The following is a 25,699-nucleotide window of genomic DNA, read 5'->3' on the forward strand; positions in this document are numbered from 1 at the left end:
GATTTTCAATCAAACCTCATTTCAAAATTCTCAGTTTCAGATGAACCACTAGACGCATACACCATATACTAATTTAAATGCTTCCTAGGAAAGAAGGTGAAAGCTATGCCATCTATTGTCGGAAATATGGTTGTGCAAAATAGTAACGGTTCTTTCAACTTAGGTGATTTTTATAACGTTTCTCCAAAAGAAAATACAAAAGCTTATAATGGTTCAGGTTCATCTAACGTTGCTTTTGTTCTCAATACATTTAACGGTGTTAGTGCAACAAACACATTTGATTCTGATGTTGCAGACCAAAACCAAGTTGGAACAGTCTAAATTTATTCATTTCCCTCTAACTCCTGAATAAAACCCAATATTCCGTTAATAATGTATATACAGTTTCTGATTTCCCTTCATACCCGAAGGCTGAGTAGCTAGTTTTTACTAGCTGCTCTTTTTATGTTTCACACGAATAAAATTCTATATTTCACCGATACTATAAATGGGCTGATACAGCTTGAATTCACATTGACATCTGTAATGTTCTTTTTCCTTTCTCTGAGGACTGAGCGGTTAACCTTCGTTAACTGCTCTTTTGTATTGAGTTGATAATAAATTTTAGGTCGTATTTCTCTTCTATACCATATACTTTTTAAGTATCCAACTCAAAGTGTTACCTCCTATCTGAAAGGGCACTGATGCAGGGTGCTCTTTTTTTAGTTTCTTTATTTCTACAAAATGAAATTTTTATAACATTTTTCAGTTCAAATATCCTTTCCATCAATGTACGAACAATATTACTTCTTCTTTAAGCATCTTTATGAACAAAATTTATAACCTTTACTCCACTTGGATTTATATTAAAAGTAATAGTTTCTATGCCATTCGGAGGGTTATGAGCTCCTATATAAGTTTTATATTGAACTGTAACAATAAAATTAAAGTTTTCTTCTGGGAAACGTTCAATTTTTATAATTTTTGTGTCCGTCAAACTATACTGATGATCTGGTCCAAGCTTCCTTCTGATAACTTGACTTGCATATGGTGCTAATAAAGTATTATAAGAATCATAAAACTCTTGATTATCAATATTAAACGCTTTGGTATCTAACGGATTTAAAAATAAAACTACCATAGTAATTCCCAAAAACAAACTAACCACTTTTCTTTTCAACATATACTCATCCTTAATTCATTTAGATATCCGTTAAGCTCCCCAGCATAAGAGATGACTATTCTTCATCCTTATCTAACTTCTTTTTATTCAAATAACGTTTTTGTTAAAATTTTACTTAAACCTTATTCATTCATGGTATAATCTGGATTATTTATTTTTCCAAGAAAGGCTAAAGTAATGAGAAAATAATTCGGTTTCATTTCAAATTTGTTAACTATTATCGTATTTTTTACCTTTTATAGTGATAGTAATTTAATTTATTTAATATTTGTATCACTAGTTTTAATTATTTTCGCTCCAAAAGGTACATCAAAAAAAGTCGTTATAACTAGTATAATAATTTCGTGTATTTTTTACCCTCTCATATTCGGCCTGCTTTTTATAATTGGTTGAGGATTAGCAGAATCAAAACTAAACTAATCCCTTTTTCTCAAATAACGATTTTGTTAAGTTATACCCCATCCATTTTTCACACGTCTTTCCGCTAAACACATTTGTCTAGAAAACCCTATATTATTAAAAATGGTTATCGACTCTCAACTTGAAATTTTTCACTTTTGATAATGCAACCACCTACAACGGAAATATACCTTTTTCAAAGGAGGCATCTAATGTATATATCAAATAGGATTGGCTTATTTAGTTGGATTGCAACTTGCCTATACTTTTTAATTGAACCTTTCTTTATTTTCACTTCTACAGCATCTTATAACTATTTGCATCATGCAATGAGTGATCTAGGTGTAACAACCTGTGGAGAATTCACCTACGAAATAGCTCCTTATGAAATATGCTCTCCTAATCACTTTTGGATGAATTTACTCTTTATTCTTAATGGAATAACATTTTGTATTGGAGTACTATATATTTCACAACATCTAGAAAAAACAAAAATTAATAAAATAGCAACATTTTTTATAATTATAATAGGAGTTTCCACTATAGTCTCAGGATTAATTCCTGCAGATGTAAACCTAATTGGACATTCTATTCTAGTTTGGATAGGTATGCTTACTGTATTTCCAGGACTATTTATTTTTGCAAAGAATCTTAAAAAAACTAGAAAATGGACATATTTCTGCTTACTAAACTTAATAGTAATAACAATCATTATCTCACTTGTTTTTCTTTTCCCCTTACCTGCAGGTCTACTACAAAGACTTTTTTACTTGGTTCTTTTCGTTTGGGGAACTGTATCAACCTACAAATTAATAAAATAAAGATTTCATTAAAACTTTTCACCTTTTAACTGGACAAGCATATAGTATTGTATGGAGATATCCACTCATAGAAATCTACCTTTCTTGTCCAAGAGCATGCTTATATGCGTGCTCTTTTTGATTGCATTTAAAGATTTCACATTCATTAGAAATGTACATACAATAATCATGATCATCTTATTATTAATCTTTTGGTATCCTTATCGATACACATCTTGGTCATGGAGCATCTTAAAAAGCGCTCTTTATATTTGTTAATAAATAACCATTTTGTTCAAACATACACACGGTATATATTAGTTAAGCATATATTTACATAGACAAGACATAACTTTTTTAAACATGCACAATTTTTGTGCATGTTTTTTTATTTAACAAAATAACTATTTTATTATGTTTCCTAACTTACAGTAATGTCCTTAAAAAACATTCATATATATTTATCAGATGCACTTTTAAATTCCAGAGTATCAAATACTTTTAAAAGTTAACTGACCAACAATATTCGACTTATCTTTAAAAACTTATTAAAAATCACTTAGATACAAAAAAGCTACGTTTTATATAGGATAAAAAATTATCTTACGCAAAGGAGCTTGATTATTTGTGCATTACCAAAATGATAATAACTCTAACATTCACAAACCTTGCACTTGTCCATCCCCCACGGCTAACAGTTTAAATGTTGTTCAAACTACCCCATCAATAGTCTCGGTAAATTCTGCGATTCCACTAGATACCGTGGTAAATTCTAATGGTACGGCAATCTCATTCACACCACCAACAACTGTTTTACTTGAAGGTGGAAGAACCTATTTGGCAATCTATGAAGTGCAAGTTATCATTCAACCAGGAGGTAATTCGGCAGGTATCACTATGTATCTTAATAATAATCCAATCATTGGCTCTGGTACTTCTCTGGGATATACTGCAGGATTCACTTCTGTATCAGCACCCGCTATTTTCACTACACCTTTAGGTATAACAAGTACTCTTACTGTTAATGTAGGACCATATTCTAATACATTAAATACATTGGGCTTAACTCTTGCTGTTGTAGCATTAACATAATAAAATGTAAAACTCTCTAAAATGATTTTATTTATCCCTTAACTGTCTATTGGGCTAGCCTCTAAGAACTCCACATAACTACATATAGAAAAAGAACATTATTTGGTTCCATAGTACTAGGTGACTCGGCTAGCACAATTGCTGAGTCACCTATTTATCTATAATAAAATAAAGCTTTTGTTTAATTTATTACTTGTTCTTTTTTATGCATTAGTCTATTACAATCCATTTTCATGTTATAATTACCAACAGTACATATTTTAATAGGCACAACAAATTCCTATTATTTCTAAATGGATTAACAAATAAAAATACGTGTAGAAGAATTCAGAGTTTTACTGAATTTTTTATGGATCTTTCAAAATCTTTTAAATCTTCCTTCATTCCTTCTTTTTAATAAACTTCAAATTTTATTACAATAACGCTTTTTTAAAATACAATCGCTTGCCTATAAACTTTGTAACCTTCATTTTCTTTCCTATGATTACAACATCCTCCTAACAACCAAGTATTGATTATATATCCCATATGAACACCTCTATTTTATTGGCATATACTTTGAAGGAAAAAACATTTCACATTAAACATATACCTACAAACTCAGTTGCTAATAATTTGCCAAAAATTACTTAATATTCATTTTTTAAAAGGAGGTATTTATGAGATATAATCGAAAATCAAATTCCAAAAATTCGTGTGATAAATTTCAGCAACCCTGCTTTATTTCTATATCCCCTTGTGATCAAAGTAATTGCTGTACACCTGTTTTTTTCTCGAATTCTCAACAACAAGAATTATTACAAATAATAAATCAATTAAATCAAGCTATCCTTTCTTTTTTCACAACACCAAATCCAACAACTATACAAATACTCCAATCAGCATTACAGGCATTAAATGATTTATTAATAACAGTACAACCAAATACACCAAATAGAAATTTAGTTATAAGAACTATAAATCAATTAATTAATTCCTTACCTACTGCATCCCTCACTCAAATCTCAGCATTATTCCAATTTCTATTCCAAAGCTTGTCTTCACTTATAAGTTGTTCAAATATATCGGACCCCTTATTACAGCAAACATTCAATTTAATTCTACAAGGAATCTTAAATAGTTCGCTATTAAGTAACATCGGAACACCGGGGCCGACTGGAGCCACTGGACCTAGAGGATTTCCTGGACCTAGAGGCGCTCAGGGTTCTCAAGGTGTGCAAGGAATTCAGGGGCCGGAAGGACCAGAAGGACCTCAAGGTGTACCAGGGATTCAGGGACCAGAAGGGCCTCAAGGGCCTCAAGGACCTCAAGGTGTAGAAGGAATTCAGGGGCCGGAAGGACCAGAAGGACCTCAAGGACCTCAAGGCGTACAAGGAATTCAAGGACCACCAGGACCACCGGGGCCGACTGGTTCAGGGACCGGAATGGGAATTCCTGGACCACCGGGACCTACTGGGCCTCAGGGTATCCAAGGGATTCAAGGACCGGAAGGACCGGAAGGGCCCACTGGCCCTCAGGGTATACAAGGAATTCAAGGGCCGGAAGGACCAGAAGGAGCCACTGGACTTCAGGGTGTGCCAGGAATTCAAGGGCCGGAAGGACCACCGGGACCTACTGGACCTCAAGGTGTGCAAGGGATTCAAGGACCGGAAGGACCACCAGGACCTACTGGAGATTGTGATTGTCCACCGGGACCTACTGGACCGACCGGACCGACCGGGCCAACCGGACCTGCATGTAATTTCCTAGTATATGCTACAAATGCAGGACTCATAGATGACCCTACAAATGATACAGTATCTGTAATTAACACCGGAACAAATATAGTAGTTGATACAATTACTGTAGGTAATGCACCACTTGAAGTAACAGTTTCACCAAATGGAGCTCGTGCTTATGTTACTAATATTTTTTCTAATACCGTTTCCGTTATTGATACTGCTACGAATACTGTTATCGCTACCATTCCTGTTGGAACTAATCCAATAGGTGTAGCTGTTTCTCCAAATAACACAACTGTTTATGTTGGAAATCATGGTAATAATACGGTTTCTGTCATTAATGCGGCAACAAACACAGTTATTAATACTATTCCTGTTGGCATCGCTCCACAAGGGATTACTGTTTCCCCAAATGGTGCCTTTGCATATGTTGCAAACGAATTAAGCAACACAATTTCTGTCATTAATACTGCTACCAACACAGTTATTGCTACCATCCCTGTTGGCATTCGTCCTAGAATAATCGTGTTTACACTAGATGGTACTCGTGCGTATGTCACGAATCAAAACAGCAATACAGTTTCTGTTATTAACACCGCTACCAATGCAGTTATTAATACAATTAACGTAGGTACCGAACCTGTTGGTATAGATATTACACCGGGTGGAAACCTTATTTACGTTGTAAATAAGGTTAGCAATAATGTATCGGTAATAAATGTTGCGACAAATACTGTGATTGATACAATTTCTGTTGGTTTATCCCCTGATCAAGTAACCATCATACCTGATGGCACTCGAGCATATGTTACAAATCAAGCTAGTAATACTGTTTCCGTTATTGATATTGCTACGAATACTGTTATCACTAATGTCCCAGTAGGTGTCGCTCCAACCGGAATAGCTACTGGAACTATTTGTGAATAAAATAAAGAAGTGAAAGCCACAGATAGTTTTTATTAACATTGATAGTATGTGATATTCTTTCTTTAACTACGTTCAAACAACCAGGATAAACCTTTATATTCTGTTAATATTCTTTTCTGTTTTGTCTTACAGAACCTGCAGAGCAGCTAGCTGTTGTTAGCTGCTCTCTTTCTATAAAACCCAAATCACATACCAATTAATTTACTAACATTGAATTTTTTAGAATTTAATAATAATATTTACCTATAAAACCATTACCCTTATACAAAGAGCTATGAGCCTTTCCACTCATGACTCTTTTTTTACGATTTTCACTTCACATCTACGCGATTTTGACTAGCTTCTCGACTAAATCCGTCTGGGTATCTTTCTAAAAATAATCATTTTATCTTTTCAGTAAACTTAGTATCTACACAATCAACCTTACCCTTTATCTAAACCGCAACTTGCTCACCAAATCCGCTCATTGGTGGATTGACTACTGTTACATTTTCATCCTAAACTATTAAAAGTTTGTTGCTACTAACATCAATTTCTACTTTGTTCATATGTCCATCTACCTTTTACTACCACATGTACTCAACAACATCAGTTTTAAAAGCCACTTCCCAAATAAACTCTTACTGGAATTACTACACGACCTAGCTCGTCCACTTTTCTTGAAACACCTGTTTTTTCATACCTTACTTTCCTTTAGTATTTTTATATTTATTTAGAATCTCATGTAAACGTTTCTTATTACCAATCAGTTCTGCTTATCAAGATTTAGATTTAATTAATTGTAATAAATCAGGTGGGGGGTTATGCAGAAATGCTTTCAGGGAAAAGTTTTATAAGGAAATAAAAAATGCAGCAGTGAAAAAAATTAAAATTCGTAATTTAAGACATCCACACGCAACTATACTATTGAAACAAGGAGTTAACCCTAAAATTATCAGTGAGAGATTAGGTCATACAGACATTTCATTAACTCTTAGGATTTATTCTCATGTTTTACCGAACATGCAGGAAGAAGGAGTAAAAAATTTTAGTAAAAGTATCTTTGGATAGCTAACGTTTGAAAAATGTTTGCATTTTATAACAAAAAGCCAAACTAATCTTGTATTAACAAGGTTTATTCACTTTAACATATGTTATTATGTATAATACATATGTTAAGTAAATTCAGAATAACGAGGCAAATATTATGGACTTTGTTTATATTAATCAAAACGTATTAAATAATCTTCTATACATTTTATGTAGTATATTTGTTTTTTATTTCATATATGATAGCCGGCACTATTTAAAGAAATATAAAATACTACTGATTACCCTTTGTTCTAGTATCCCGCTTATTTTATGTATGCGATACCCTATCTATATGGATGAAAGTTGTATTCATGATTTAAGACAAATTCCGGTCATAATAGGTACGCTTTATGGTGGATTCCCTGTCGGTATCATATTGTTTACAATTTTATTAATTACGAGATTTTTATTTTATGGCTTTAACATGCTGACAGTTGTTGTTTACGGAATAATGTTCATCGTTACAGCACTCGCATCTTCAAAATTTAATACATATAATAGAAAACTTAAAGTAGCTTTTTCCATGTTTTTAACCTTTTTCCTAGCAATATTTACAACTTTAATTGTATTAACCTTATCAGATTTTGAAGTGAATAATTTGTATATTATTTATTTCATGGTATTACCGACTACTTTAATGTTATTTATTGTTTATATAAATGAAGTTATTAAAGATGCTGTATTAATGCGCTCAAAATTAATTAAAATGGAAAAAATGGAGATTGTTAGCCAACTCGCTGCAAGTATATCGCACGAAGTAAGGAATCCCTTAACGGTTGTAAAAGGATTTACACAGCTTTTAAAAACACCGAATTTAACTCCTGAGTCAAGAGACGAATATATTAAACATATACTTGAAGAGTTAAATCGTGCCCAAGAAATTATCGATGATTATTTAACGTTTGCCAAACCTGCTCCAGAAAAATTAGATCAAATTTCAATAAAACAAGAGTTAAATCGGGTTATTAATATGATATTGCCATTGTGTAATATGAATACGATACATATTACACAGGATTTTTCTGAGGCAACCATTGTTGGTAATAAACAGCACTTTCAACAATGTTTTTTAAACTTAATAAAGAACAGTATTGAAGCGATGCCTAATGGTGGTACCTTAAATATTTCCTCATCTATCAATAATAGTAAAGTTGAAATACGAATTGAAGATAGCGGAGTTGGAATGTCACAGGAGCAAATACATCGATTCGGTGAACCGTATTTTAGTACAAAAACAAAAGGAACCGGTTTAGGTACAATGGTTGCTGTTAAGATTATTGAGACGATGCATGGAAGTTTAAAAATCCGAAGTATCGTTAGTAAAGGAACGACTTTAACGATTACGTTCCCGAAATATAGTAAGAATACGCATTAAAACAAATAAAAAAGGAGCATAGTCGCTCCTTTTTTATTTGTTTCGATACATAAGTATCTTCAATGTTTTTTTAGTTTACATTTGTGAAGACTAATTAAAAATTAGTATCCTCCGCCCCAGCAGCTGCATCCTACAATTATTAATAGAATGAATAACACAACTAATAAAGCGAAACCTCCACCAAAACCACAAGAACCACCGTAACTCATATTTTCTCCTCCTTTTGGTTTGAAAACTAATAGGTAGTTGATCATTTTAACTGGTTCGTATTATACATTATGTATATATCCCTTTTTTGAGCATGTCTACATAAAAATAAGTAAAAGCACTCGTTTAAAGAGTGCTTTAAAATGGATACCAAAAGTTTTGAAATACGTTTAATTTTAAATATACCGCAAAAATAAATATGAAAATACCGGCAAATAAAGCTATGAAATCTTCACGTTTCGCCTTACTTGTATAAAACCATGTACGTTTATCCTTCTTTCCAAATCCTCTTAAATCCATTGCATTTGAAACCGTATCTATTCTTTCTAGAGAATGAATGATCAGTGGCCAGAAAATTAAAACACGGTTCTTCATACGAACCCATAAACTTGCTTCTCCTTTTTCAAAAGCCACCCCTCTCGCTTCTTGCGCGTGTTTAATAATTTTATACTCAGACTGGATGTCAGGAATATAACGTAGTGCAATATTTATTGCATAAGTAATCTTATAATGAATACCAAGTTTACTTAAGTTACTTACAAATTCGCTTGGATCTGTCGTGTAAATAAAAAGAAGTGTAAATGGTAATAACGTAAAATACTTTAATGAAAGTGTAGCTGCATAAAATAATGTTTCATATGTAATCGTTGCATATCCAACATGTAAAAACGCGGTATATGATTCAGTTAATTCAGATCCATGAGTTGGTGTAATCAATAAAATCATGACAGAGTTTAATAAACTAAATGTAAATATGACACTAAAAACAATTAAAATTTTACGAAATGGAATTTTAGCAATGCTGAGCCCGATACACCCAATAATAAATAATATTAGCAACACCCGAAAATCAAAAAACAAAAAAGTAAGCGTCATACAAAAAATAAATAAAAACAATTTCACTATCCCATCCATACGATGAAAATATGTACTATGCACCTTCCTCCCTCCTATTACTGTCTAAATAAAGCTCCATAAATTTTTCTGGACATGCAATCCCACTAAATTTAACAAGCTTGGTTAAAGAACTCTCTCTTAAGTTGGCTCTTTGTAACGTTTCTTGATCGCCTAATACATCAAACACTGTATTATCCGCAATAATTTTCCCTTCATGTAGAACTACTGCACGGTCTGTATATTCTAGCGCGAGATTCATATCGTGAGTGATAAAAACAAATGAAATTCCCTTTTTAGCTAGGTTTTTAATAAAAGACATAAATTGTTTATAGTGATAATAATCTTGTCCCGCTGTCGGTTCATCTAATATGATAAGTTTAGGATTTGTTGTTAATACAGATGCGATTGTTAATCTCTTCTTTTGCCCATAGCTTAGTGCTTGAATTGGCCAATTACGAAATGGATATAAACCACAAATTTTTAAAGTTCCTTCTACTCTATTCTTAATTTCTTCCTTAGAAAAATTATGTAATGTTAATGTAAATGAAACTTCTTCAAAAACAGTAGGCTGTGTAATCATATGATTTGGATTTTGCATCACGTAAGATATGATTTCCCCACGTTTACGAATAGACCAAGAACTAATATCTTCACCTTTTAACAAGATTTTCCCATTTTTCATTTTGTTTATGCCTATAAGACTATGAGCTAATGTTGATTTCCCTGCTCCATTATGTCCTAACAGTGCCACAATTTCTCCTTCATATATTGAAAGGTTTACATTTTCTAATACTTTTTGTTTATTAGAGTATGAAAATGATAAATTCTCCACTTTAAGTAATTCCTTGTTTTTAGTATTCCCTTTTAATATGACTTGTTTCTCCATCCACTCTTTTATAACGTTGCTTACCTTTTCTTTTTGAAGGTTTTCCATTGGATATATTACGTCATTATTACTATCAAAATGTAATCTCTTTAATGCTTCGATGTAAATAGGCTCTCTTAAGCCGATACGTGGTAATATATTTGACGCTAAGATTTCTTTTGGTGTTCCTATCGCAATGACTTTACCTTCATCAATTAATATAATTTTGTCTAAATCCAGTTTTAAAATTTCTTCTATTCTATGTTCGATAATAACAATCGTTTTATTATATTGTTCATGTATATCTTTCATAAGTTCTATCGTATGTAAGGCGCTTAGTGGATCTAAATTAGCTAACGGTTCATCGAACAATAATATATCCGCATTTGTTGTTAATAAACCAGCAAGAGAAACTGTTTGCTTTTGACCTCCTGATAATTCATGTGGACTTTGTTTATGAAACGTATGCATCTTCACCTTTCTTAATGAGTCCGAAACAATCTTTTTCATGTCATCTTGCTTTACACATTCATTTTCTAAATAAAAAGCTACATCTTCTTCTACTGTCAGACCAATAAATTGAGCATCTTGATCTTGCAAAATTGTTCCTACCTGTTTACTTTGTTCAAAAATACTTCCTTCCCTCGGGTCTTTACCGGCAATTAAAACGTTACCTGTGCTATTCCCTTCGTAAGAAAATGGGATTAGCCCATTTATACAATGAGCTAATGTCGACTTTCCTGAACCACTTCGTCCAGCAATTAGCACTTTTTCCCCAGGGTATATATGAAAGGTAATATCACTTAAAGTAGGCTGCGCAGCATGCCCATATTGAAAGGTGAATTGTTCAAACGAAATAATTGGTTGCATGTTGACATCCCTACTTTTCAATTTTTAAATGTGTATGTTTCTTATTGGATTTCGCCAGACCAATTGTAAGTGGCAATCCAAGTACTAAGAAAACGATGACATCGGAAATTGTTGCTCCTAATACTTGTATAACAATTTTGTCAAATGGTTCCCCCATCACAATAATATCGAATGCCCCAGCAAATATAATAGCAATGACAATACCAACTAGCCCAGTAATTGCTAAATAAGAAATATCCCCCTTCTTAAATGACCCGTTTTTCACACTAAAACCAACTCTTTTTTGAATAAGCCCCATTGAAAAACCAATAATACCTGAACTAATAACCCATCCCCACCAAATCCCCCATCCAGCAATCGTATCTGTTACGGTATGACCGATAAGTCCGATTAACAGTCCTGCCACTGGACCAAATAATGCTCCAAAAACAGTTAATATAGCTAATGCTGGTTTAATAAATGTATTCGGTGCAATAGAAAATCCCCAAAGTCCTAATATCCCGTATAATGCTGCTCCAATACCGATTGCTACTACTAACTTTGTTGATAATTTGTTCATGACAATTCCCCTCTCATATTAGTCAACTTTTATTACTCTATATTTAATTTAAAAATGAATTATGCATCGACACTCCCTTTCTATACAACAAAAAAATGACCTCTTACATAAGAGGTCATTTTCTTTCACGTTCAAGAATCCTCTTATCTTTCAAAAAACACATCGTGTCCTCTGCGGAATTAGCACCTTCCTATAAAATTGCATAGGGGTTGCTGAGGTTTCTTAGGGCCGTTCCCTCCACCTCTCTGGATAAGTATTAATTTGTAATTCGTATTATGGCACTAAAGAATGTTAATTTCAACACTTTTCTTACTATTTTTATTTTTTGTTAAATAGATCATTTAAATCATTGTATTCTTATCGGAATTATGAAATAATAAATTCAAAATCGTTTCGGGAGGAATGCATTATGAAAGTTATTGGTTTGATTGGAGGATTAAGTTGGGAATCTACATCATTATACTATAAACATATTAATACACTTACACTCTCTCAATACGATCAAAATGCAAAGTTAGTTTTATATAGTATGGACTTTGGTGAAGTAACTACTTTATTACAAAACCATCAATATGAAGAAGTGAAAAATGAACTAGTTACAGTTGCAAAGAAAGTTGAAAAATCTGGGGCTGAATGTTTACTAATGTGTTCAAATACCGTACATCTATTTGCCGAGGAAGTAGAACAAGCAATATCTATCCCGCTTCTTCACATTGGTGATGTAAGTGCTAAAGAAATGGTAGAACAGAATATAAAACGTATCGGACTATTAGGAACAAAACAAACGATGGAGCAAGATTTCTATAAATCACGATTAGCGAAATATAACATTGAGACAATTATCCCAAATGACGAGGAAAGAACTTTTATCCACCATGTCATATTAGATGAATTAAGTAGAGGGATCATTTCAGAAACATCTAAAGAAAAGTTATTACAAATTACAAAATCATTAATTCAAAACGGCGCTGAAGGTATATTATTAGGCTGCACTGAAATACCTTTACTCATCTCCCAAAATGATCTTACTGTTCCCGTTTTTGATACTGCTTTTTTACATGCAAATACTGCTGTGCAATTTGCTGGATAAGAATATACAAGCATAAAGGTGAGAACCTCTATGCTTGTATACAGTTACGACTATTTATCCCGCTATTTATGGGTAGTAAAAAAATCCCTACCGATTAAAGTTTTACTTTATTTAAAAGAGATTCAATAACTGCAATTGCTTCTTTTGAACCACCACATTCTAAAAAGCTATCATTAAGTTTTCTTATACCATGTTTATACTTTTCATTTGAAAGAACATCTGTTACGGCCTCTTTTAAAGTGTGCACATTAACATGTTCTTTCAATAGTCTATGTGCCGCTTCAAGCTCAGTTAATCTTTGCGCTATCATTGGCTGGTCTTTATCATGCGGTATTATTACAAATGGGACATTATAATGAATGGCATCGTGTACGCTATTCATACCACCATGTGTAATAAAAACATCTGCTTCATTTAATATTTCTGATTGAGGTACGTATGGAGCAATTATAAAATTATCTGGTGCTTTCTTAATTTTAGAAATATCATTTCTATCACCAATTGCCATTACAACTATCCCATCAAAATCTGAAAAAGTATCAATACAAGTATTAAAGAATGGTTCGAGTCCTTCAAGCAGTGTTCCCATTGAAATATAAATAACTTTCTTTTCTTTAAGTGATTCCAGTGGAAACTTTATATTTGTTTTACGCTTTGAAATACTCGGTCCAATAAAAATGTTATTTTCTCCGAACGATTCGTTATTAGGTTGGAAATAGCGACTTGTGTATACGAGACAAACATCACCCTTATTATTCATAAATTGAAGATTATTCTTTGGTTTTACTCCAAATTTATGTTCCATCTGATTTAGTAATTTTTCAGAGATTTCCTCTGGTTGGAATGGCATATCTGCATTTGGATGAAAAGGTAATGTCTTCAAAAATTCTGGCGGAATTAAAAATATAGGTGAGGACACTACACCTGGAACTTGTAAATACTCCTTTACTAACTCTCCTGCGCCAAATATATCATAAATTACGAAATCAAAATTTATACTTTCACATAATTGTTTCGTAATTTCTAATATATATAAAGAAGTTTGAACATGCACATGAAAGAAAGCATTTAACCCAGATGAGGTTTCAGCATCAATAGAAATCTCTTTTAATAAATCCGGATGAATATGTACAGTAGCTCCTAAATCTTCAATTCTATCCTTAAAGTTTGCCGTTGTAATATAATGTACGTTATCCCCTCGTTCAGTAAAAGCTTTTACTAAATTTAATGTAGGGTTTACATGTCCCTCTGCTGGAAAATTAACCACTAAAATATTTAGCACTTATTCCTCACTCCTTACATTTCATTGTTTTAATTAAGCATACTGTTATTTGTACAAGTAATCTTCCCCTAATAGTCCTAATATGCTTGCTACATTATATTGATAAATAATTTTCAGTCATCAACATAAAAAAAGCATCTACCTATGTAGATGCCTAACCGTGATAAGGAGTGTTCTGTGAGGTTAAAACAAGCGTTTCTGCTTGTCCTATGCTATCAATATATGATTTATTTTATAAAATGTGAATCGTTAATAGAATTATTTTATCCATTTTATATGGTCAAATGGATAAAATACCATTTCTACTTTACCTATTATATTTGATTCATCAATAAGTCCAAGTGTATTCCTACTATCTTTACTATGATTACGATTATCACCTAACACAAATAATTTATGCATAGGAACTTTTATTTCTCTAAAATTGGAAAAACGATTGGATACTTGTGACATATCTAAATGTATATACGACTCATCACGCTTTTTACCGTTAATAAATACCTCATCCTTTTTTAGTTGTATGTTATCCCCCGATAATCCAATAATTCGTTTCACATAGTAAGTAGGCTCGTCTTCTTTTTTTATAATGACAACATCTCCATGATGAAAAGACGATAAACAGACGTTTACCTTATTAACAAGTATATAATCTTTTTCATTCAAAGTAGGTTGCATCGAAATTCCTTCTACCATACAAAATAAAAAGAACTTATTAATAAAAATAACCCCTATTATAATTAATATGTAGCTACATATGTTCCTCCAATATTTTAGAATAAACAGCTTCATATATACCTCATTTCTAATCTATCCCCAGATAAAAACGCCTCTAGTTTACAGGAATGCTAGAGACGTTTCGTACATTTTAATTCTCTTTAGAGGCATCCGTTTTTGGCGCTTCACCAGTTAACCGCTTATTTTTCAAATCAAAATAAGCATCTAAAACTTCTTTTCCAATATCGGAGTTAATGCCCGATTTATCATTTTCAACCCACGGTACTACAACAGAAAATGCTACTTCTGGATCATCATATGGCGCATATCCAGCTAATGTTAAGTTATAACATTCTCTACGATCGCCTTTCGCATTTCGCCCAATTGCATTTTCTCCACCATATACAGTTTGTGCGGTCCCTGTTTTACCAGCTGGTTTATATGGTGCTTTTTGGAACGCTCTTACTCCTGTTCCATCTCCTTCTTGAAATACTTTTCTAAATCCTTCTTTTACTTGATTAATATATTCTTGTTTCATATCGATTCTATTTAAAACAACGGGTTCTATTGATTGTACTACTTTACCAACCTCATTTTTTTGAACGGTTTGTTCTCTAATCTCTTGAACAATTTGTGGTTTCATTCGATATCCTCCATTTGCGATAGTCGAAATATATTGTGCAAGCTGAAGTGGTGTATACGTATCATATTGCCCAATAGAATAATCTAATAAGAAACCAGGCTGATTATCTTTTTTTCCAATTTGCCCTGCAGTTTCATTTGGTAAATCAATACCAGTTTGTACACCTAGTCCAAATTGCCTGAAATAATATCTCATTTTATCAAAATATTCTTGTTTAATATCTAGTGAACTATTTTTCACATAATCCACACCAGCAATTTTTAATGCTATATTAAACATATAAACGTTTGAAGAAACTTGTAACGCTCTTAGATCGTCTATATCACCAAAATTTTTCCAAGACTTCTTTTCCTTAGTTCCTTTAAACTTCATAGGTGCATCATAAAAATGTGTTCCAGGAGTTATTGCATTTGTTTCAAACCCTGTTAACACTGTCGCACCTTTAACCGTTGATCCAAGCTCATATGAACTTGTCAGCGTGCCTAAAGCATAATCTTCTACTTCCATTTTCCCGTCTTTTTCTACAAGCCTTTTCCCAGCCATTGATAATACTTGGCCATTTTTAGGATTCATCATCACTACGAAAGCACGGTCTAACATTGATTCTGATCCTTTATATTGTTTTAATATTTTTTCTATGCTCTCCTCTACTTTTTTTTGCAATTCCATATCTATTGTTAAAGTTAAATTTTTACCGCTTTTTCCTTCCGAAACCGTTTCCGTTCTAATAGTATTTCCTTGTTTATCAGCAATGCTTCTTACTTCTTTTTTTGTACCATGAAGTACATCTTCGTATTGCTGTTCGATATAACTTTTACCGACCCTATCATTTCGGCTATAATCACGCACTAAATAATAATCTAATCGTTCACGTGGCAATCCTTCATCAGCGTTTGAAACGTTACCAAGAACAGAACGGAATAGACCATCATTTACATAGATTCTCTCCCAATCAACTGATGCGTCTACTCCTGGAAGGTTCGCTAAATTTTCACTAATCACCGCATATTCCTGTTCACTAACGTCCTTTTTAATAATTTGAGGTGCCATTTGAAAACCTGAGGTCATTTTACTTTTAATAGCTAACACTTCTATATCTTTAGCCGTTAGTTCTTGAAGATTTTTATCTGTAACGCGTTTCCTTTTTAAATCTTCTATTTTTTTGTCTAGCTCTTTTCCGGTAATATCCTTATCTCGGAACTTATCTATTTCTTTTTTTGATACTAAGTCTTGAGCAAGTTCTGGATTTAATTGCATCCAAAAGTCTTTCTTATCAGTCTCAGTTAACTTATCTATATCTTCTTGTGGCATTTCAATAATATCTGCAAGTTGTCTTGCTGATTTTAATATTTCTTCTTGTTTTACACCTTTCACCTTTGTATATGTAATCGTACGTAAAGACTTATTATCAACTACTGGATTTCCTTCACGATCAAATATTTTCCCACGTGGTACAGAAAGGCCCACGGTTGCATTTTCTCTCTTCTCTAATTCATTTTTATATGTTTCTCCATCAAAAATTTGCACTTTCCCTAATTGAATAATAATGCCAGAAAATAATAAAAATACACAAAGGAATAAAATATTTAACCGGAGAGGTACTACTCTACCACTTTTCTTCTCTTGCTTTTTCACTTTGTCATAATCTCCTCCTTACAATATTTCAAATAATAATCACATTTCTATATTAAAAGTAATGTACAATTTCTATACATTGCTTTGTACAAATATTAATATAATGTTTAAAACTTAATAGAAATTAAAACAAAGGTAAAGAAAAGGTAAAGTTTACTAAATTAAATATAAAAAATACCCAATAACAAAAAGCTTAGTTTTCACTAATCGCTTTGTTATTGGGTATTAATTGATTTAAGAATTACTACTAGTGCGTATTGCTATACATTTATCGTCACAATTAGAAAGAGATTGTTTACTTAGTACTTTCGGTAAGTAAATAGTTACTGTTGTCCCGATACCAACCTCGCTCATGATACTAATTGTCCCTTGATGACTTTCAATAATTTTATAACTTAACATTAATCCAATACCAGTCCCTTTTTCTTTCGTACTATAAAAAGGTTCACCTAATCTCTTAATTCTTTCTTCAGGTATTCCTATTCCTTCATCTATTACATGAATGATGACACCATCATCATTTATTTCTTTTATGTGAATTGAAATTTCCCCACCATTTGGCATAGCTTCGATTGAATTTTGCAAAATATTAATAAATACTTGTTTCAATTGATTTTCTGAGCATTCAATAATTATATCTTTGTCATCCGTAAATAGTTCAACTTGAATATTTGTCATAATTGCTTTTGTATTCATTAACGATACGACATTTTTAAAAATTTGATAAATATTTTTCTTTTCTGTATTTATCTCATCTGTTTTAGCAATTGCCAGAAATTCTTGCAGGATCGCTTCTATCCTTTCAATTTCAGAGAGCATAAGATCAAAATATTTTTCTTGATCTTCTTTATTAATTTGAAATAACTGTATAAATCCTTTAATTACAGTTAAAGGATTTCTTACTTCATGAGCCACGCCAGCTGCTAATTGACCAATTGCTGCAAGCGTATCTGATTTATTTAGCAATTCTTCTGTCTTTTTTCTCTCTGTAATGTCGCGTACAATAATCATAATTTTATCATGTAATAATGGTAAGCACCTAGCCTCAAAGAAATTAATACTTCCATTAAGTGTGAGTGGATATTCTACAATTACATTCGTTCCTTTTTCCTTCACTTGATTAATGGCTTCCTGAAACTGCTGTGCTACTGAAGATGGTAATACTTCGTAAAACTTTTTTCCCATAAAAGCTTCTGCAGGTACGTAAAACTTTGTAGGAGATCCTGCCTTGTAATCTATAATTGTGCCATCATCTTCTGTTAAGAAACATAAATCTGGTAAAGCTTTAAAAATTAATTCCAGTTCAGATGTTTGTTGTTTTAACTGCTCTTCTATCGCTTTTAAATGTGTAATATCTACACCAACAGCCCAATAACTATATCCTGTTACAGGAAACTGTTCTGATATATTCGACCACATTATTGTTTTGACTTCACCATTTTTACATGTTAAGTGCATTTCCCAATCTCTGAAATTTTTTCCACAAGTTAAAAATTTCTTTTGTATTTGATGGCGATAATTATAATCAGGATACAGTAATTGCAGTGCATTGGGATTTCCAATTATTTCTTCAGCGGTATAACCTGTTACAATTTCACATTCTCGATTCCACAAAACAAAATCTCCATTATAATCAAGCGCATCGACCATAACAGGCATGTTTTGTAAAATCGTATGTAGTTCCTCCTCTTTCCGAGAAAGCAATGTTGTATTTTTGCTTTGAAATACTTTTATTGCGCCATCTAAAATTAAACTTGAGAGCATTTCAAAGTATTTTTGACAACTGAAAATTTCGCTTTTTTTGGACCATACAACAAAAGATCCTAAATGTTGATTGTATAAGAAAATGGGGATTTCAATCTTTGGAAGTTTACTCTTTTTTATCTCATTCATTCCGAATGAAAAAACACACTGTTTTTCAGCATCAAGAAGTTGATGTGATATGTTAGTTAATTTATAAAATTGTTCTGCCATGGTTTCTATTGTACTCACATCAATAAGTTCCATTAGCCGCGAATTCATTCCTTTTTCACCTCAATATGTAAAATTAATACAAATCTAAAATTCATACTTCTCCATTATACGAAGAAAGCTAGTGTAGGTATATAGCTGTAGAATAATTATTCGAACAAATTTTATTTTTCAATTAAAATAAGAAAAGAATATATATACTGAATATACCTTTAATTAGTATATATTTCGTTGATTCCTCACTTATTGTCTAGGTAACTTGAATTCCTTCTTACATTCACTGAATTTTCACTTGAGAGTCATACGCGTCACTAATAGCGGTATAAACATGCAATAAGTATAAAGTTCATAAAATATTCACAATTTTTATGAAAAATATAAACATTTATTCCAATATATTCTATATAATAAAATGTAATAAGGCTTCTATGAATCTCATAGAATACCTTACCCCTAATAAAAAAGAAAAAAGAATCCATTTGGATTCTTTTTTCTTTTTTAATTACATTACATATTTATATAAAGCATGTGCCACACCATGTTCTTCATTTGATAACGTTTCGTATTTACACATTGCTTTTATTTCTTCTACTGCATTCCCCATTGCAATTGATATGTTCGCTTTTTCCATCATAGAAACATCGTTTAGCCCATCACCTATCGCTACAGTGTTTTCAACTGGAATATTAAGATGTTCTGCTAAAGTATATAATCCATTCCCTTTTTGAGCATCTCGATGATTAATCTCTAAATTGTGCCAATATGAAGATGTAATTGCTAAATCTGTATTATGAAGAAATGTTTCTTTGAGTTTTTTTAATTTCTCAATTTCATAAGAAAATGGTAATAGTTTATGCACATGTATATCTGTTTCTACAATTGGTTTACAACTTTCCGCACTATGAAACGCTGTATGCTCAAGATATAATGCTGCGATTGTTTCTAACTCTTTCAAGTCGAAATTTTCTTTTGAATTCTTCACATGCTCAATTTCATTACGTACACTCTCTACTCCATAATCCGGCACATACACACCTTTATCAGTATAGAGCTGATAATATAAACCATTCTCTTCAAGATATTCTACAATTTCAAGTGCCTGCATATTTTGAATTGGATATCTCTTCATCATTTTTTTATCTTTATATATAAGAGCACCATTTTCCGCAATGATTGGACACTCTAAATCAACTTCTAACAATAATCGCTCAATGTCAACAATTGAACGTCCTGTACAAATTGCTACAACATGGCCAGCTTCTTGACATGTTCGAATTGCTTCTGCATTTTCTTTACTTATCATTTTATTCCCCGAAAGAAGAGTTCCATCTAAATCAATTGCGATTAATTTCATTATTTCTTCACCACTTTCTATAAATACACGAGTTCTAATTAATTATTAGGTATCGTTTTCATACAATCCTCGTGAGGTACTTCTTATTTATAATTTATGAAAAGCGTTTCAGGTCAAGAAATAATTAAAAATAAAATCCAAAGCTTTTCTTTTTAAAAAAGCTTTGGATTTTAAACTATGAATTATAACTAATGTATTTTGTCTCACACATGTACACATTTTTTTCTTCAGTTGGTATATATACTTTAAACTTTTCTAACCGTTTTCCATAGACATGAATCGTAATAACGCTTTCATTTTTGCTAATTTCAAGAATATGACAATCCGCTGGTGGAATTACTTTATCTGTTTCTCCTTCTCCCAAATAAAGATTTCCTGTATGTGTTAAATAAACAAGTGAATTTCCAAGTTGTTTCGTTTGTATAAAGTTCTGCACCATAATCCTTCCTGAAAAAACGCCTTCTACTCCCCATGTGCCGTCATGATCATGTAAAGGTGTAGATTGTCCATCTTTCCATACGAGAGCTAGTACTTCAAAACGTTTGAGCGGATCTTCATACAATAAATGTCGTGCATATTGAGTCAAATTGGCCTTCTGTTTATCTAACGGAAGCCATGTTTTCTTTTCTAAAAGTTCTTCTAGTAACTTTTCAATGCCACACACTATTTCTTCTTCAAATAAACCGTTTTCCATAAGATCTGTAACACCTTTAATAAACTTTTGAAATGATTTACTTCCATTACAAGTCAACATAAGAATCCTCCTCTACGTTTTATACAATTCCATATTAAGGTGATTACCGAAAACTCACAATTGAGAAACAAAAAACAAGATGCAAATGTATGCACCTTGTTAAGATTTTTATTTAGCTTTCAATCGAATAGGTAAGTATTTTAATGTTTGTTCATTTTCCAATATACATTTTTCTAAACAGAAAGATGGAGATAGCTCTATTTTTTCAAAAGCATTTATAAAGGTAGTTAATGCAATCTCAGCCTCTAAACGTGCAAGTGGTGCTCCTAAGCAAAAGTGAGGACCTTTCCCAAAGGTTAAATGCTTTTCATTTCCTGTTCGATGTACATTAAATTGAGAGGCTTGTGAAAATTTTTTCTCGTCTAAATTCGCTGCACTAACCCACGCAACAATCATCTGATCCTTTTTCATTAAAGAACCAAATATATTTGTATCCTCTGTAATCCTCCGGGCTAATGTAACAGGAAAGCGATAGCGTAATACTTCCTCAATCGCTTTTGAAATTAAGTTAGGTTCTTTTCTTAACTCTTCATAAATTCCAGGTGAATCTACTAAAAAGCAATAAAAGCTATTAATAATTAAATTTGTAGTGGTTTCATTCCCAGCTGCTAGTAAACCTAATGAAAAGGTTACAATTTCTTCATCGGTTAATCTTTCGCCTTCATATTCAGCTCGAATTAAATCAGAAATGATATCATCGGTTAAATGATATCTCTTTTCCTGAACAATCGGTAGAAGGTATGCTTTGAATTCATTTAATGCTATCCCTTTCTCAGCATCCAGATCATTAAACTTTTCTTTACTATACGGCATAAATAAAATATCAGACCATTCTTTAATTTTTTTACGATCTGTTGTTGGGACTCCTAATAAATCAGAAATAACGGTAACAGGTAAAGGTGCAGCAAACTGTTCAACGATATTAACTTCACTACATTTTTCGATATGTTGTACAAGTTCATCTGCGATAGCCTGTATTCGAGGTTTCCACTGTTCTAAACTTCTTGGAGTAAATGCCTTAGAAACAATGGAACGTACATTGCGATGTTCTGGTGGATCTGTAGAGTTTATATTTATTCTAGTTTCTAAAGGAGGGATTGAGAATTGTCTGCGCTCCCTTCTACTTGAAAATAAGCGATAATCTGATAAAACACGATTTACATCATCATATAAAAAAACATTCCATACATCCTGCTCTTCATCATAATGAACTGGGTGATTATCCCTCATCAAACGATACCATTCATATGGATTCCATAATTCTTCTTTTGTTTTCAGCTTTGAAATTTCATGAACTAAAATAACATTTTCAGGTGAAGCCATAGTTCTTTCCTCCCTTTTCTTTTACAATAAAAGTGATAGGTCGGCAGTTCAAAGTTGTATAAACTATCATATGTTATTTTAACATATACTAAAGGGGATTTTTCATTAAAGAACTTGAGAAATATATAAGGGGGATTTTTATGTACGTTGATATTTTACTACTAGCAGAATTAACGACCGGACCAAAACATGGATATGAAATCAAAAAAAATGTTCAAAATCGTTTAGGTGAGAATTTTGAATTAAATCACAACATGCTTTACCCTGCCCTTCGGCGCTTTGAAAATATGGGTGCTATAACGAAAAAAATACATAAACAAGTTGGAAAACCAAACCGAAATATGTACGATATAACAGAAACAGGAGAAGAAATTTTTTCTGAAATGTTACGAGAGTTTCCCGAAAAACTTGCGACAAATAATGCAGAATTTCTTGTTCGTATCGCGCTATTTGAAAAACTTGAATATGAAGCTAGAAAAGAGATTTTGACTGTACGTCAAAACGTACTACATAGTCAACTTACCGCTATTCAGTCTCTAGAGGTTACCTCAGCCTTTATTACTGAAGTCATTGAATTTAGTAAATCACGAATTGAACATGAATTGAGTTGGATTACATCACTTATGAAGAAAATATGAAAAAATAACAAAAAAAGCTAAAATTAATGAATGAAAATGATATTTATTATCAATACTATCATTAATAAAAGGGCAACCACGATTTGGCTACCCTTAAAGAATTTACACTTCTGGATCAAATGTTTTGCAATCTGTTTCTTCCGTTGTAGATGCATGTTTACCTTTATGACTTACTACGTAAATTGCCTCTGCACTACATTTATTACCGTTCGCCCAAAATTTACAGTTGTTTACTTCACATAAAACGTCTTGTGCCATAGTATCACACCTCCTTGTTCTATTATCATTAACAAAATTCGGAGGTATGATACTATTTGTCATCCATTTTTCATTCCCTTTTTAGCTTTCTTAATGGTTCAATATCTCCGCGTACAATAGCATCAATATTTCCAGTTATTTTTTCAATATCAAAATGCCACCATTGAATTTGCAATAATTCTTGAATTATTTCATTTGAAAATCTCTCTTTTATTTTATTTGCAGGGTTTCCACCAACAATTGTATATGGTGCGACGTCTCTAGTCACAACAGATTTAGCTGCAATGATTGCACCATCCCCTATTTTTATTCCGGGCATAATTGTTGTATCCATACCAATCCAAACGTCATTTCCTATAACTGTATCACCTTTATAAGGTAAATCAGACAAACTAGGTGTATACTTCTCCCACCCATTTCTAAATATATTAAATGGATATGCCGAAAATCCATCCATCCGATGATTGGCTCCGTTCATAATAAAGTTAACTCCAGATGCAATACAACAAAACTTTCCAATAGTAAGGCGATCTCCAAGAAATTCATAATGATGTAATACTCGATCTTCAAATGTTTCTCCATCTTTCGCATCATAATAAGAATAGTCACCAACAAGTATATTAGGTTTTGTTATTATATTTTTTATAAATTGAACGTTTTGATTTCCTTCAATAGGGTATTTAACATTTGGATTAGGATTCATTTTGTATAGCACTTCCTTTACCACTTATTTCACTTTCTACCGCTATTACTGGCTTTAAATTGTATATAGGTAAAATAAACAATAATCCAATTATAAAAAGTAAAGCCGTCCCTTCATACATCATACTTAATGAAAACATCTCTTTTAATGGGCCAGCTATACTCATCGTTACTACCATTGAACCGGTAAAAAGCGGACTTAAAATACCATTTACACGACCTATAAAATCGGTATCGCTATTTTGAATAATAAGCGTATTAATACCAATTTGGATACAAGGAAGAGCTAAACCACTAAAAAGCTGCGCTGTAAGTGTCACCCATAAATTTGTAGAATATCCTATAATGCCAATACCAATTGCTTGACCAAGCATACCGATAATTAACATCTTTTGCGGAGCAACGTTTTTCGCAAATACCATTGCTAATGCTCCGCCAACAATCATTCCCGCACCATTTACTGTTAGTAGCCACTGTAAACTCTCTTTTGATAATCCTAACTGCTCAGTCACAATAAATATACCTAATGGCTGAATTAATCCTATACCTAGTCCTGCAGCCATAAAACAAAGCCCTAGCAAAGTTAATGCTTTTTTCTTTTTGACATACTTAATACCATCCTTCATCTCCTGCAACAGAGTGATATCCTTCTTTTCTACGGCGTTTTCAAGATCTTTCGGAAGGAATAACAATACAACTGCCGCAAGTAAAAACGAAATACCTGTTATGATGATTGAAATATAAATTCCAAAACTATGAAAGATAAATGTCCCTAGTATTGGTCCTAATACCATAAATATTGCAAATATCGTTTGATATATAGACATTGCTAATTGAATTTGTTCCGTTGATAAATGTTGTTTAAACAACTTCATTCCAGATGGTTGTGAAAACTGTGAAAGGATTGCAGAGATGAGTGTCACAAAAAACACAATTTTCCACGTTCCAAACATAAGCGTAATTAATACAGCGAATACTGAAATGGAACTTAACGTTTCACACCATATCATTGTCTTCTTTGGCTTCCACCTATCAGCAAAAGTACCGCCAATAAATGAAAAAATAAAAATTGGAGCGAATTCAGCAACTGAAATCATCGAAATAGCAAAAGCATCACCTTTTGTCATTTCCATTACATATAGTAATACCGCAAAGTTTCGAACCCATATTCCTATTTGTAAAAATAATGCTGATGCTAAAATCCCTTGAACAAACCGATTTTTTAATACTTGTGATACCCCATTGTTTTGTTTCGTTACTACATTTGTCGACATAAAAAAGCCTCCTATTTCATGTTCTGAACAGGAGGCAGCACAAATCATATAAAAAGACTATATATTCGCAGAGCGAAATACATCCCTTTTCTATAAATGTACAGACTAACCCTATT

Annotated in this window: 22 protein-coding genes, 2 pseudogenes and 1 riboswitch; of the genes and pseudogenes, 8 read left to right on the top strand and 16 right to left on the bottom strand. The window is 32.4% G+C overall.

All coding sequences use genetic code 11. The annotated features are described in order from the left end of the window. The first annotated feature begins 105 nt into the window (after nucleotides 1-105). Nucleotides 106-321 (top strand): spore germination protein, encoded by a 216-nt coding sequence (locus ACTFR8_RS01545; RefSeq protein ID WP_001139345.1) that lies wholly within the window; start codon nucleotides 106-108, stop codon nucleotides 319-321. 472 nt (nucleotides 322-793) lie between these two features. Here the strand turns inward: ACTFR8_RS01545 and ACTFR8_RS01550 are convergent, their stop codons facing one another. Beyond that, the gene (locus ACTFR8_RS01550) at nucleotides 794-1,162 is read right to left on the bottom strand and encodes a DUF3888 domain-containing protein (protein ID WP_000919725.1); all 369 of its coding nucleotides are present in this window, start codon (nucleotides 1,160-1,162) and stop codon (nucleotides 794-796) included. Nucleotides 1,163-1,773: 611 nt separating this feature from the next. Here ACTFR8_RS01550 and ACTFR8_RS01555 point away from each other — a divergent pair. The 3 genes from ACTFR8_RS01555 (at nucleotide 1,774) to ACTFR8_RS01565 (ending at nucleotide 6,101) form a co-directional block, all read left to right on the top strand. Continuing rightward, nucleotides 1,774-2,382, top strand: coding sequence for a DUF998 domain-containing protein (locus tag ACTFR8_RS01555; protein WP_000275962.1), 609 nt, complete (start codon nucleotides 1,774-1,776; stop codon nucleotides 2,380-2,382). A gap of 606 nt (nucleotides 2,383-2,988) precedes the next feature. Beyond that, the gene (locus ACTFR8_RS01560) at nucleotides 2,989-3,453 is read left to right on the top strand and encodes a hypothetical protein (protein WP_033667150.1); all 465 of its coding nucleotides are present in this window, start codon (nucleotides 2,989-2,991) and stop codon (nucleotides 3,451-3,453) included. 659 nt (nucleotides 3,454-4,112) lie between these two features. Then, nucleotides 4,113-6,101 (top strand): YVTN family beta-propeller repeat protein, encoded by a 1,989-nt coding sequence (locus ACTFR8_RS01565; RefSeq protein ID WP_252210005.1) that lies wholly within the window; start codon nucleotides 4,113-4,115, stop codon nucleotides 6,099-6,101. Nucleotides 6,102-6,535: 434 nt separating this feature from the next. On the opposite strand, the pseudogene ACTFR8_RS01570 reads toward ACTFR8_RS01565, so the two are convergent. Beyond that, nucleotides 6,536-6,649, bottom strand: a pseudogene (locus tag ACTFR8_RS01570) (DUF3954 domain-containing protein). A gap of 196 nt (nucleotides 6,650-6,845) precedes the next feature. Between ACTFR8_RS01570 and ACTFR8_RS01575 the strand changes: the two are divergent. After that, nucleotides 6,846-7,151, top strand: a pseudogene (locus ACTFR8_RS01575) (tyrosine-type recombinase/integrase); the annotation flags it as partial. 136 nt (nucleotides 7,152-7,287) lie between these two features. Beyond that, nucleotides 7,288-8,547, top strand: coding sequence for a sensor histidine kinase (locus ACTFR8_RS01580; RefSeq protein WP_001987738.1), 1,260 nt, complete (start codon nucleotides 7,288-7,290; stop codon nucleotides 8,545-8,547). Between the two features lie 101 nt (nucleotides 8,548-8,648). Here ACTFR8_RS01580 and ACTFR8_RS01585 read toward each other — a convergent pair whose 3' ends face one another. From ACTFR8_RS01585 to ACTFR8_RS01600, 4 genes are all read right to left on the bottom strand, one after another. Further along, nucleotides 8,649-8,756: a YjcZ family sporulation protein gene (locus ACTFR8_RS01585; protein WP_000120182.1), complete on the bottom strand. Its 108-nt coding sequence runs from the start codon at nucleotides 8,754-8,756 to the stop codon at nucleotides 8,649-8,651. 136 nt (nucleotides 8,757-8,892) lie between these two features. Continuing rightward, a complete protein-coding gene (locus ACTFR8_RS01590) occupies nucleotides 8,893-9,693 on the bottom strand; it encodes an energy-coupling factor transporter transmembrane component T family protein (RefSeq protein ID WP_070184108.1) in 801 nt (266 codons plus the stop codon). Beyond that, entirely contained in the window at nucleotides 9,686-11,386 is a 1,701-nt protein-coding gene (locus tag ACTFR8_RS01595) for an ABC transporter ATP-binding protein (protein ID WP_001182506.1), read from the bottom strand. The genes ACTFR8_RS01590 and ACTFR8_RS01595 overlap by 8 nt, the downstream gene beginning before the upstream one ends. Before the next feature lie 10 nt (nucleotides 11,387-11,396). Then, nucleotides 11,397-11,945, bottom strand: a complete 549-nt coding sequence (locus tag ACTFR8_RS01600) for an ECF-type riboflavin transporter substrate-binding protein (RefSeq protein WP_001038208.1) — start codon at nucleotides 11,943-11,945, stop codon at nucleotides 11,397-11,399. A gap of 140 nt (nucleotides 11,946-12,085) precedes the next feature. Continuing rightward, nucleotides 12,086-12,201: riboswitch (SAM riboswitch) on the bottom strand. A 153-nt stretch (nucleotides 12,202-12,354) separates the two neighbouring features. Between ACTFR8_RS01600 and ACTFR8_RS01605 the strand changes: the two genes are divergently transcribed. After that, nucleotides 12,355-13,035, top strand: coding sequence for an aspartate/glutamate racemase family protein (locus ACTFR8_RS01605; RefSeq protein WP_000864394.1), 681 nt, complete (start codon nucleotides 12,355-12,357; stop codon nucleotides 13,033-13,035). A 94-nt stretch (nucleotides 13,036-13,129) separates the two neighbouring features. Here the strand turns inward: ACTFR8_RS01605 and ACTFR8_RS01610 are convergent, their stop codons facing one another. From ACTFR8_RS01610 to ACTFR8_RS01640, 7 genes are all read right to left on the bottom strand, one after another. After that, entirely contained in the window at nucleotides 13,130-14,317 is a 1,188-nt protein-coding gene (locus ACTFR8_RS01610) for a macrolide family glycosyltransferase (protein ID WP_000932142.1), read from the bottom strand. Between the two features lie 258 nt (nucleotides 14,318-14,575). After that, complete coding sequence (lepB, locus tag ACTFR8_RS01615; RefSeq protein WP_000765191.1) at nucleotides 14,576-15,106, bottom strand: signal peptidase I; 531 nt, start codon at nucleotides 15,104-15,106, stop codon at nucleotides 14,576-14,578. 76 nt (nucleotides 15,107-15,182) lie between these two features. Next, entirely contained in the window at nucleotides 15,183-17,309 is a 2,127-nt protein-coding gene (locus ACTFR8_RS01620; protein WP_000743768.1) for a peptidoglycan D,D-transpeptidase FtsI family protein, read from the bottom strand. Nucleotides 17,310-17,543: 234 nt separating this feature from the next. Beyond that, a complete protein-coding gene (locus ACTFR8_RS01625; RefSeq protein ID WP_001088567.1) occupies nucleotides 17,544-19,331 on the bottom strand; it encodes a PAS domain-containing sensor histidine kinase in 1,788 nt (595 codons plus the stop codon). Nucleotides 19,332-19,782: 451 nt separating this feature from the next. Continuing rightward, on the bottom strand, nucleotides 19,783-20,634 hold the full coding sequence (locus ACTFR8_RS01630; RefSeq protein WP_000766385.1) for a Cof-type HAD-IIB family hydrolase: 852 nt from the start codon (nucleotides 20,632-20,634) through the stop codon (nucleotides 19,783-19,785). A 175-nt stretch (nucleotides 20,635-20,809) separates the two neighbouring features. Continuing rightward, nucleotides 20,810-21,388 (bottom strand): cysteine dioxygenase family protein, encoded by a 579-nt coding sequence (locus ACTFR8_RS01635; RefSeq protein WP_000954437.1) that lies wholly within the window; start codon nucleotides 21,386-21,388, stop codon nucleotides 20,810-20,812. 108 nt (nucleotides 21,389-21,496) lie between these two features. Then, a complete protein-coding gene (locus tag ACTFR8_RS01640; protein ID WP_000168014.1) occupies nucleotides 21,497-22,711 on the bottom strand; it encodes a cytochrome P450 in 1,215 nt (404 codons plus the stop codon). 140 nt (nucleotides 22,712-22,851) lie between these two features. Between ACTFR8_RS01640 and ACTFR8_RS01645 the strand changes: the two genes are divergently transcribed. Further along, nucleotides 22,852-23,349, top strand: coding sequence for a PadR family transcriptional regulator (locus tag ACTFR8_RS01645; protein WP_000289122.1), 498 nt, complete (start codon nucleotides 22,852-22,854; stop codon nucleotides 23,347-23,349). Nucleotides 23,350-23,451: 102 nt separating this feature from the next. Here the strand turns inward: ACTFR8_RS01645 and ACTFR8_RS01650 are convergent, their stop codons facing one another. From ACTFR8_RS01650 to ACTFR8_RS01660, 3 genes are all read right to left on the bottom strand, one after another. Then, the gene (locus ACTFR8_RS01650) at nucleotides 23,452-23,607 is read right to left on the bottom strand and encodes a DUF1540 domain-containing protein (RefSeq protein ID WP_000046095.1); all 156 of its coding nucleotides are present in this window, start codon (nucleotides 23,605-23,607) and stop codon (nucleotides 23,452-23,454) included. 70 nt (nucleotides 23,608-23,677) lie between these two features. Beyond that, nucleotides 23,678-24,310: a Vat family streptogramin A O-acetyltransferase gene (locus ACTFR8_RS01655; protein WP_044584499.1), complete on the bottom strand. Its 633-nt coding sequence runs from the start codon at nucleotides 24,308-24,310 to the stop codon at nucleotides 23,678-23,680. After that, nucleotides 24,300-25,583, bottom strand: coding sequence for an MFS transporter (locus ACTFR8_RS01660; RefSeq protein WP_000106392.1), 1,284 nt, complete (start codon nucleotides 25,581-25,583; stop codon nucleotides 24,300-24,302). The genes ACTFR8_RS01655 and ACTFR8_RS01660 overlap by 11 nt, the downstream gene beginning before the upstream one ends. Nucleotides 25,584-25,699: the final 116 nt, after the last annotated feature.

Source organism: Bacillus cereus group sp. MYBK15-3 (genome assembly GCF_051916765.1).
Classification (GTDB): Bacteria; Bacillota; Bacilli; order Bacillales; family Bacillaceae_G; genus Bacillus_A; species Bacillus_A cereus.